At 55.3% G+C, this 10,515-nt stretch carries 7 protein-coding genes; 2 read left to right on the top strand and 5 right to left on the bottom strand.

The genetic code is table 11. The features are described from left to right. The 3 genes from JHD74_RS11125 to guaB all read right to left on the bottom strand — a co-directional run. The coding region (locus JHD74_RS11125) for a GtrA family protein (protein WP_199062721.1) at positions 1–369 on the bottom strand (369 nt) is incomplete at its 3' end. A gap of 167 nt (positions 370–536) precedes the next feature. Further along, entirely contained in the window at positions 537–2,114 is a 1,578-nt protein-coding gene (gene guaA, locus JHD74_RS11120; RefSeq protein ID WP_024527003.1) for a glutamine-hydrolyzing GMP synthase, read from the bottom strand. 102 nt (positions 2,115–2,216) lie between these two features. Beyond that, positions 2,217–3,680: an IMP dehydrogenase gene (gene guaB, locus JHD74_RS11115; protein WP_037411907.1), complete on the bottom strand. Its 1,464-nt coding sequence runs from the start codon at positions 3,678–3,680 to the stop codon at positions 2,217–2,219. 169 nt (positions 3,681–3,849) lie between these two features. On the opposite strand from guaB, the gene xseA reads away from it, so the two are divergent. Next, complete coding sequence (xseA, locus tag JHD74_RS11110) at positions 3,850–5,226, top strand: exodeoxyribonuclease VII large subunit (protein ID WP_074029457.1); 1,377 nt, start codon at positions 3,850–3,852, stop codon at positions 5,224–5,226. A 174-nt stretch (positions 5,227–5,400) separates the two neighbouring features. On the opposite strand, the gene JHD74_RS11105 is transcribed toward xseA, so the two are convergent. After that, the gene (locus JHD74_RS11105; RefSeq protein ID WP_199062720.1) at positions 5,401–7,764 is read right to left on the bottom strand and encodes a glycoside hydrolase family 31 protein; all 2,364 of its coding nucleotides are present in this window, start codon (positions 7,762–7,764) and stop codon (positions 5,401–5,403) included. 11 nt (positions 7,765–7,775) lie between these two features. Further along, entirely contained in the window at positions 7,776–9,083 is a 1,308-nt protein-coding gene (locus tag JHD74_RS11100) for an MFS transporter (protein WP_024484230.1), read from the bottom strand. Positions 9,084–9,432: 349 nt separating this feature from the next. On the opposite strand from JHD74_RS11100, the gene JHD74_RS11095 reads away from it, so the two are divergent. Then, on the top strand, positions 9,433–10,515 hold the full coding sequence (locus JHD74_RS11095; RefSeq protein WP_074029466.1) for a LacI family DNA-binding transcriptional regulator: 1,083 nt from the start codon (positions 9,433–9,435) through the stop codon (positions 10,513–10,515).

Genomic DNA, 10,515 nt, shown 5'->3' with positions numbered 1-10,515 from the left:
CCCCCCCCCCCCCCCCCCCCCCCCCCCCCCCCCCCCCCCCCCCCCCCCCCCCCTTTTAGATGTGTATAAGAGACAGGAAAAAGTAATCAGGGTAACTATTGGATTAGCATTTACTTTGTCTGCGATCCAACCTACGCAAAATGCCATGCCCCCCATAAACAGCACATACGCCATGTAGCGGACAGTTGTCGCTTCTTTTTTAAAGGTCCACCTGGCGTTTGCAAAGAACGAGAAGGTCACCGCGATGCAAAAGGCAACAACATTGGATATTGATTGGGAAAAACCACTAAAAAACATGAGCGCAAACACAACCCAGTGAACAAAGGTGTTCAGCACACCTATAGATGCATAACGTAAAAAAGTATTCAATGCGAAAAATTCTTATAAGTTAGTTTGCCGTATTCTGCCACCACGCGATGCTGATGGCAAAACTTTCGAGGCTAATACAATGAATGCTCGCTGAAAAAGAAAAATCCTCTGTAAAACAGAGGATTTTCTTTCTATTCACGCTATCGAGTGAGGCTGATATTAACTTATCATTCCCACTCGATCGTCGCCGGTGGCTTCCCGCTGATATCATAAACCACACGGGAAATACCGTTGACTTCGTTGATGATACGGTTGGAAACACGGCCAAGGAAATCGTACGGCAGGTGTGCCCAATGCGCGGTCATAAAGTCGATGGTTTCTACCGCACGCAGAGAGACAACCCAATCGTATTTACGGCCATCGCCCATCACGCCAACGGAACGCACCGGCAGGAACACGGTGAACGCCTGGCTGACCTTGTTGTACAGATCGGCTTTGTGCAGCTCTTCGATGAAGATCGCATCGGCACGGCGCAGCAGATCACAGTACTCTTTCTTCACTTCGCCCAATACGCGCACGCCCAGACCTGGCCCAGGGAACGGGTGACGGTACAGCATGTCGTACGGCAGGCCCAGCTCCAGACCAATCTTGCGCACTTCGTCTTTGAACAGCTCTTTCAGCGGTTCCACCAGCCCCAGCTTCATCTCTTTCGGCAGGCCACCGACGTTGTGGTGCGATTTGATCACGTGCGCTTTGCCGGTAGCCGAAGCAGCAGACTCGATCACATCCGGGTAGATGGTGCCCTGAGCCAGCCACTTCACGGCGCTCTGCTTGCAGGCTTCTTCGTCGAACACTTCGACAAAGACGCGGCCAATGATCTTACGCTTGGCTTCTGGCTCATCAACACCCGCCAGCGCGCTCAGGAAACGGTTCTCTGCCGCCACGTGCACGATGTTCAGGCCGAAGTGGTCACCGAACATTTCCAACACTTGGTCAGCTTCGTTCAGGCGCAGCAGGCCGTTATCTACGAATACGCAGGTCAAGCGCTTGCCAATGGCACGGTGCAGCAGCATGGCGGTAACGGATGAGTCCACACCGCCAGACAGGCCGAGGATCACGTGATCTTCACCGACCTGCTCACGAATACGCGCAACGGCATCTTCAATGATGGTGGCTGGCGTCCACAGCGCTTCACAACCACAGATATCCAGTACGAAACGCTCCAGGATACGCTGGCCTTGGCGGGTATGGGTGACTTCAGGATGGAACTGTACGCCGTAGAAGCGTTTTTCCTCGTTGGCCATAATGGCAAACGGGCAGGTATCGGTACTGGCAACGGTGACGAAATCTGACGGAATAGCGGTAACTTTATCGCCGTGGCTCATCCACACGTCTAATACCGGTTTGCCTGCCGGGCTGATAGCGTCTTCGATATCGCGGATCAGGGCGCTTGCCTGGGTGATTTCCACCTGCGCATAACCAAACTCACGCTCGGTAGAACCCTGTACATGGCCGCCCAGTTGCATCGCCATGGTCTGCATGCCGTAGCACACGCCCAATACCGGTACACCAGCGGTGAAGACATACTCTGGCGCACGCGGGCTGTTCAGTTCGGTGGTGCTTTCCGGGCTACCGGAGAGAATGATGCCGCTTGGATTGAATTCGCGGATCTGCTCTTCGCTGACGTCCCAGGCCCACAGCTCACAGTAAACACCGATCTCACGCACGCGGCGGGCAATCAGTTGGGTGTATTGTGAACCGAAATCCAGGATCAGGATGCGATGCTTATGAATATTTTTTGTCATGTGAGGCAAATTCCAGCAACAGAGAAAAAGAGCAAAAAGGGTATTTGGGATGAGAGGCTGCCCTCATCCCTGCCCCTCTCCCGCAGGAGAGAGGTTAAAGCATTAGCCCATGCGGTAGTTTGGTGATTCTTTGGTGATGGTCACGTCATGCACATGGCTTTCTTGAATCCCGGCACCGCTGATGCGCACAAACTCGGCTTTGGTACGCAGTTCATCGATGGTCGCACAGCCGGTCAGGCCCATGCAGGAACGCAGGCCGCCCATCTGCTGATGTACAATCGCCTTCAGCATGCCTTTGTAGGCCACACGGCCTTCGATACCTTCCGGCACCAGTTTATCAGCGGCGTTATCGGTCTGGAAGTAACGGTCCGAGGAACCTTTGGACATCGCGCCCAGAGACCCCATCCCACGGTAAGATTTGAACGAACGGCCCTGATACAGCTCGATTTCGCCCGGAGATTCTTCCGTCCCCGCCAGCATTGAACCAACCATCACGCAAGACGCACCGGCAGCAATCGCTTTGGCGATATCGCCAGAGAAGCGGATACCACCGTCAGCGATAACTGGGATACCTGTTCCTTCCAGCGCTTCGACCGCATCGGCGATAGCGGTGATCTGCGGAACACCCACGCCGGTTACGATACGAGTCGTACAGATAGAGCCAGGACCGATACCGACTTTCACCGCGCTTACGCCAGCTTCCATCAGGGCTTTGGCACCAGCCCCGGTCGCGACGTTGCCGCCAAGGATTTGCAGGTCTGGGTATTTGGCACGGGTTTCACGGATGCGCTGTAACACGCCTTCGGAATGGCCGTGTGAAGAGTCGATGAGCAGTACGTCAACACCAGCAGCGACCAGCGCATCAACACGCTCTTCGTTACCGGCACCAGCACCCACCGCAGCGCCTACGCGCAGACGGCCATGCTCATCTTTACAGGCGTTAGGTTTACGCTCTGCTTTCTGGAAGTCTTTGACGGTGATCATGCCCAGCAGGTGGAAGCTGTCGTCCACCACCAGCGCTTTTTCAACGCGTTTTTCGTGCATTTTTTGCAGCACAACTTCACGCGCTTCGCCTTCCTTGACGGTGACCAGGCGCTCTTTTGGCGTCATCACTGCGGTGACAGGCTGAGTCAGATCGGTTACGAAGCGCACGTCACGGCCGGTAATGATCCCCACCAGTTCGTTTTCTTCGGTCACAACCGGGTAACCGGCAAAGCCGTTACGCGCGGTTAACTCTTTCACTTCTGCCAGCGTGGTGGAAGGTGTAACGGCCTGTGGGTCCGTGACCACGCCGCTTTCATGTTTTTTCACCCGGCGAACTTCTTCCGCCTGGCGCTCAATGGACATGTTTTTGTGAATGAAGCCCAGACCGCCTTCCTGCGCTAGCGCAATGGCCAGGTTGGATTCGGTTACGGTATCCATGGCTGCGGACAGCATAGGGATATTCAGGCGGATAGATTTGGTCAGTTGGGTGCCAAGATCTGCGGTATTAGGCAGAACTGTGGAGTGGGCTGGAACCAGGAGAACGTCATCAAACGTTAGAGCTTCTTTTACAATACGTAGCATGGGCAATATCTCACCAAGGTGGATGCGGAAAAGATAAAATATTGCCGTGGCATTATACAGAGCGTAATCGGTTGCCTCCAGCACTTTCTTACAAAAACTCTTGATTACCTTTCGCCGAGCTGTAATATCGACCAATTAAGTGCTTGTTTTGAAATTTGATCTGGGTCACATGTCGCTACCTACTTCACCGTCCATTTTTACCGTAAGCCGCCTCAATCAGACGGTTCGACAGCTGCTGGAAATGGAAATGGGGCAGATTTGGCTCTCCGCCGAGATCTCCAACTTCTCCCAGCCCTCCTCCGGCCACTGGTATTTCACGCTGAAAGATGACCGTGCCCAGGTGCGTTGCGCGATGTTCCGCAACAGCAACCGCCGCACCACCTTTCGCCCACAAAATGGCCAGCAGGTTCTGGTACGTGCCAGCATCACCCTGTATGAACCACGTGGTGATTACCAACTGATCGCCGAAAGCATGCAGCCTGCCGGTGACGGCCTGCTGCAACAACAATTCGAACAGTTAAAACAGCGCCTGGCGGCCGAAGGTTTGTTTGATCAGCAGTTCAAACAACCCTTGCCAAGCCCGGCCAAATGCGTTGGGGTGATCACCTCCGCCAGCGGCGCGGCTCTGCACGATATCTTGCAGGTGCTACAGCGGCGCGATCCTTCACTGCCGATCGTGATTTATCCCACCTCTGTTCAGGGTGCAGAAGCTCCGTTGCAGATCGTTCGCGCGATCGAAACCGCCAACCGCCGTGATGAGTGCGATGTGCTGATCGTCGGGCGCGGCGGTGGCTCGTTAGAAGATTTATGGAGCTTTAACGACGAACGCGTCGCGAAGGCAATTTTTGCCAGCCGTATCCCGATCGTCAGCGCCGTCGGCCATGAAACCGACGTTACCATTGCCGACTTTGTTGCCGACCTGCGGGCACCTACCCCTTCCGCGGCCGCAGAGTTGGTCAGCCGTAATCAGCTTGAGCTGTTGCGCCAATTGCAGTCACAGCAACAGCGGCTGGAAATGGCGATGGACTATTATCTGGCGCAGCGCCAGCAGCAGTTCACCCGCATCAACCACCGTCTGCAACAGCAGCATCCACACCTGCGGCTAGCTCGGCAGCAAACGCTGTTATTCAAGCTACAGCGCCGTTTGGAAGATGGGATGCAGCAGCAATTACGGCTATCTTCTCGCCGCAGTGAACGCGTGCAGCAGCGCCTGGCGCAGGTCCAGCCGATGGGCCGCATCCACCGCTTGCAGCAGCGTGTTCAGCAGCAGGAATACCGAATGCAGCAAGGGATGGAGCGGCAACTCAATGGCTATCGCCAACGCTTTGGCGTCGCCTGTAGTCAGTTGGAGGCGGTTAGCCCGCTGGCAACCCTGGCTCGCGGCTATAGCGTAACGCAGACGCCACAGGGTGAGTTACTGAAAACCACCAAGCAGGCACAGGTTGGGGAAATGCTGAAAACCCGTCTGCAGGATGGCTGGGTGGAGAGCGAAGTCAAAACCGTCACCGTGGCAAAAAAGCCGCGTAAGAAACGCGTGGTGGAATAGCGGTTAGTGGCAGATCTTAATAGGCTAATTTAGCTTGTAAGCTGGTCTTTTTCACAGAGAACACCTTATGGGTACCTAGATAGCAGTGTATTAATGATAACCAACCCCCACGCCAAACTTCATCCAGTTTGATACTTCCCCAACCCTCTGCAGAGGGTTGGGATATGACATTAATTACAGCACAAAAGTATCCCGGCAAACCCCGTTCACCCACAGTTCGCGAGTCTCACCTGCTGGCAATACAATGTTCAGCACCTGCCACGTCGGTTTGAAATGCCCCTGGTGGGTGAAGGTCAGTTCGATGCGCTGATTGTCACTCACCGCCTCCCAGCGGAGCCACAGCGCATTATTCTGCTGCCAACCATGGCTTTCCCCGTCGTCTTCAAACAGCAGGCCTGAGGACCATCCGCAGCCCTTGGTGGGGAACAGCCGCAGTTCCCGGCGATCGTCTGCCGCATTGTCTACATGCCCCAACCGTTGTGACATCGGGAGCCCGGCCCCAGCGCGTACCAGTAACGGCAAGCGTTCCAGCGGTGCCTCCAGCACAATACTCTGACCACCGCTGTACCATTGGCCGCTATAGAAGCAATACCAACCATCAACGTTATCCGGCAGGTAGACTTCACGCTGGCGCAGCCCCTGATCCACCACGCTGGCCACCAGCAGGTCGCGGCCAATCAGGAAATCATCGGTCTCACCGAAGGTGCGCTCATCGTGCTCATGATCGAGGAAGGTTGGCCGCAGCATCGGCTCATCATCATGGCTTGCCTGCCAAAGTAGCGTGTAGAAGTATGGCATGAGGCGATAACGCAGGTTGATGGCATCTCGGATCATCGGCGTCGCCGCCGGGTACATCCAGGGTTCATTGACGGTAGCATCATCATTCCAGGAATGAATGGTAAAGCGCGGGTGCATTACTCCGTTTTGTACCCAACGCACCAACAGCTCCGCGTCTGGTTTATCGCCGGAGAAACCGCCCACGTCATGCCCAACGTTAAACAGCCCGGACAGGCTCATCCCCACCCCCATTCGGGTGTTATAGCGCAAGGTTTGCCAACTGGTGCGGTTGTCGCCACTCCAGGTTTGCACATAACGCTGCATACCGGCGCAGCCAGAACGCGAGATCAAATAAGGCCGCAGGTTCGGCGCAAAACGCTGCTGTGCTTCAAGTGAGGCACGCATCATCAGCAACGGCATCACCGGGCGAATATGCTTGATGGCAATCGGCTTGCCGAAGCCATGGCAGCGCGCTTCACCATCCCACACTTCATACTCGTTGTTGTCATTCCAGGTGGAATCAATCCCCATTTCCAGCAGTTGCTCCGTCACCCCCTGCTGCCACCAGCGCACCGCTGCCGGGTTGGTAAAGTCGAGATGCGAACCTTCGTCATCCCAGAAGCTGGAACGTTCTGGGCCGTCGCTCTGCGAATCGCGGATAAACAAGCCTTGTTCCGCCACCTGCTGATATTTGGGATGATCCTGCAACAGGCAGGGTTTGATATTCGCCGCCAGCTTCAGCCCAGCATCGTGGAAGGCTTGGCTAAGCTGTTTAGGCTGCGGCACCTTGTCGTAGTTCCAGTTGAAGACGTAGCGTTTGTTATTGATCGAGGTATAGCCGGAAGAGAGCTGGAACGAATCGCACGGTATGGCGTGCTGGCGGCACAGCTGGATAAACTGCTGCAACTGCTGCTGGGCATCCGGTGCGTCGGTGTAGTGCATCGTCGAGCCGCTGTACCCCAGGCTCCACTTCGGCCCAAAATGGGTTTTACCGGTCAGACGCACGAAGGCTTTGGTGACGTCGAGCACCTTTGGCCCCAGGAACAGATAGTAATCCAGATCGCCCGCCTCGGCCTGATAGCGGCGATAGGCCAGGTGATAGTTGTCGATCTCATTCCCCAGATCCAGCCAGCAACTGCTCAGGTTGTCATAAAACAGGCCAAAGCTGACCTCTTCCCGGCGCGTGATGGTAAACGGGATATGTTTATAAAGCGGATCGGTGCTGGCGGCGTTGTAACCCATCGCGTCCAGGTTACGCATTTCAAAGCGGCGGCCCGTACGCTCCAGATCGCCCGCTTTTTCACCTAGCCCATAGTAACGTTCGCCCTGATGGCGGCGCTGATAGTGCGCCACGCCGTCGCCGTGCGCATTAAGCAGATAGGCACTGGTCGGGCGATCCGCAGCCAGTGGTAGCCATTCCCCCGCCGCATTGCAGTATTCCCATTCCAGCCATAACGGCTGATGTATCGTCACGCGCAACTGCGAAGTCGCTACCGTCAAACTGTCTGCCTGCTGGCCAAGTTGATAGCCCGGCAGGCCAAAACCGGCGACGCTGAGGCGATCCCGCCCTTCCCAAGGCACATCCTCCTGCGGAGCGATACTCCAGGTACGATCCAGTGCCAGTTCGCCGTGGCGTTTGATCAGCACGCGGAACAGATTGCTTTCCAGCACGTAAAGGCAGAACAGGTGTTGCTCATCCACCAGCAGTTCAACACGGTCGGCGTATTGCCCAGCCAGCGTCCAGTTTTTTAACGTTTTCATAATTATCCAACTTAAACAGTAGGTGAAGGTTTTTTGCCGCGCTCGGCGATCAAACCGATCAGGAACATCGCACCAATCAGATCGAAGAAGCCCATGGCGACGAAGAGCGGGTTGAAGCCGACGGTGTCGGAAACGGCACCAATCAACAGCGTGAACAGGAAACTGGCGATCCAGGCGCTGGAGCCGCGCATACCGTTCACCGTCGCCATCTGGTTTTTATCGAAGGATTCCACCACCAGCGCGCTCAACATGCAGGAGATCACCTGGTGGCCAAAGCCACCAATGGAGATCAGCGCGATCGCGATGTAGGGGTCTTTAGTGATCGCGACAAACGCCAGCGATACCATCATGAAGGCTCCGGTCACCGAGCTGGCCACCACCGAGTTCACCCGTGAACAGCCGAACCATTTGCGATACAGCGTAGTGAGATAACCACTGGCGACGCTGCCGATATCCGCTGCCAGGAACGGCAGCCAGGCAAACATGGCGATCTGTTTGAGATCCATGCCGCGCTCGGTGGCCAGATACAGCGGCACCCAGAAGCTGAACACCGCCCATGCCGGTTCAGCCAGAAACGCAGGGATGGCGATGCCGTAGAATTTTTTGTTTTTGCACAGGATCGCCAACGATTTAAAGAACGGCAGCTTCGGCAGTACCGGTTCATTGTCCTCGTTGATCAGGTCAAACTCCTTTTGGCTCAGGTTCGGATGCTGTTGCGGCGAGTGGTAAAACACCCACCACAAAACCACCCAGATCAGCGCCAAGGCACCGGAGAACAGAAATGCCCCCTGCCAGCCGAAGGACACATGGGCAATCACAATGATCGGCGGAGCCAACATCGCGCCGATCGAGAAGCCAACCCCTGCCCAGCCAGCGGCAATCGGCCGTTCTTTTTTCGGGAACCAGTCAGAAATGGCTTTAGCGTTAGCCGGGGTAGCCGCCGCTTCAGCTGCGCCCATGAAGAAACGCAGGATCGCCAGTTGCAACCAACTGCCCGCGCCAGCATGCATCATGCACACCACCGCCCAGATGCTGGCACAAACCAGAAACCCCATCTTCAAACCAATGACGTCTATCAGCCAGCCGCAGATCGGTTGGAACAGGGTATAAGCCAGTTGGAAGGACGCCACCACCCAAGAATATTGCTCGGTGGTCATGTTGAGGCTGGTTTTCAGCTCAGGTGCCAGAATACCCAGCGAGTTGCGGGTAATGTAGTTAACCGTGACGCCTAACAGGAACAGGGCCAACATCCACCAGCGCAACGATTTGAATTTACGGCGGCTGCTGGCGACGACCGTTTGATTGATTTCTACACTCATCTTGATCTCCGTGGCGACCATACGCCTTTTTGGTAGGGCAACTCTTGCTAACGGAGGTGTTAACAGCGTTATTTGTGACGTCGGCCACAAATACAACGTCAATGCTGCGACAACCCTATGATTTAATGTTGTTTTACTTGTATTCCATCCAATAAATTGGACTGATAAATCTATAAAATTGGTGTACCAAGGCAGACTAACCAGCGGAGAGTGCAAGTGAAATGGCGAAATTTGCAAAAATTTTCATACACCAGCTAAATTTTCGCCGTTATAGCCATAGAAAGCCGTCTGAAAGGAAGACATACGCCGTGAAAATATTCTCACGACCAAATTTGAAGGAGATCACAAAATGAACGGAAAGCTGAAAATACAGGAAATTGCGCGCCAAACCGGGCTTTCGATCAGCACCGTTTCACGCGTGTTGGCAGGAAAAGCCAACACCAGCGCCGAGGCGCGGCAACGGGTGCTGGCTTGCGCGCAGCAAAACGGTATCTTGCAGGGGCTTTCCAACGGCAGGCTGATGTTGAACAACGTGATGGTATTTGCCCCACAGCGCGCCTTTGATGTCCGCACCGACATTTTCTACTACAAGGTGATCCAGGGGATCACCACCGCACTGGCGCAACATGATGTGAGGATCCGCTACTGCGGGTTGGAGGAGCAACACAGCGACAGCGTGCTGTTTTTGGAAAAGATGAGCGATCCGTTAACCGAAGCCGTGCTGATCATCGGCATTGATGACGAGCATATCCATACGCTGGCCGCCGATCTGAACAAACCCTGCATTCTGATTAACTGCACCGATCGCCAGATGCGGTTAGACAGCGTTTCCCCCGACCATCAGCTGATTGGGGAGTATTCCGCCAACTATCTGTTGCAACAGGGCCACAGCCGTATCCTCAATCTGCAATGTCTACGGCGCAACACCATGGAGCTGCGGCTGGCGGGGATCAAACAAGCCTATATGCGGCATAATATTCCCTTCGATGACCGCCAGCATCTGGTCACCACCTCAGGTTTTGGCAGCGAAGAAGCCGAGCAGGCCATCACAGCCTTTATCAACGGCGTTACCGATCGGGCACAATTGCCAACGGCGATCCTGGCAGGGGGGGATTATATGGCGGTGGGTGCCGTCAATGCGCTAAAGAAAATGCACATCAGCGTGCCGGGGCATATTTCGGTGATGAGTACGGATGGTTTTAATCTGGCGGAGATCCACGACGTGCCGCTAACCTCGGTTCACGTTCCTCGTGATGAGCTGGGTGCAGAGGCCATAGCGCTGTTGCAGCGCCGTATGCTGCGCCCGGATGCGCCACCCAGCAATATGCTGTTGCATGGGCGTTTAGCGGTACGGGCCTCGGTAAAGCGGCTCAGCCAAAACAAGGTGTCGCCAGCGGTCAGCACGCACGACCACCGGCTCTATGATGCATAA

It is taken from the genome of Serratia sp. ASV30, from assembly GCF_016428815.1.
GTDB lineage: Bacteria > Pseudomonadota > Gammaproteobacteria > Enterobacterales > Enterobacteriaceae > Chania > Chania fonticola_C.
Note: the sequence above shows the minus strand (reverse complement) of the source record. Positions and strands in the feature narration are given on the sequence as shown.

What these genes read in the sequence shown, in the direction of transcription:
- guaB (WP_037411907.1), bottom strand. Translation starts at nt 3,680, where the DNA reads ATGCTACGTATTGTAAAAGAAGCTCTAACGTTTGATGACGTTCTCCTG.
- xseA (WP_074029457.1), top strand. Translation starts at nt 3,850, where the DNA reads ATGTCGCTACCTACTTCACCGTCCATTTTTACCGTAAGCCGCCTCAAT.
- guaA (WP_024527003.1), bottom strand. Translation starts at nt 2,114, where the DNA reads ATGACAAAAAATATTCATAAGCATCGCATCCTGATCCTGGATTTCGGT.
- JHD74_RS11105 (WP_199062720.1), bottom strand. Translation starts at nt 7,764, where the DNA reads ATGAAAACGTTAAAAAACTGGACGCTGGCTGGGCAATACGCCGACCGT.
- JHD74_RS11100 (WP_024484230.1), bottom strand. Translation starts at nt 9,083, where the DNA reads ATGAGTGTAGAAATCAATCAAACGGTCGTCGCCAGCAGCCGCCGTAAA.
- JHD74_RS11095 (WP_074029466.1), top strand. Translation starts at nt 9,433, where the DNA reads ATGAACGGAAAGCTGAAAATACAGGAAATTGCGCGCCAAACCGGGCTT.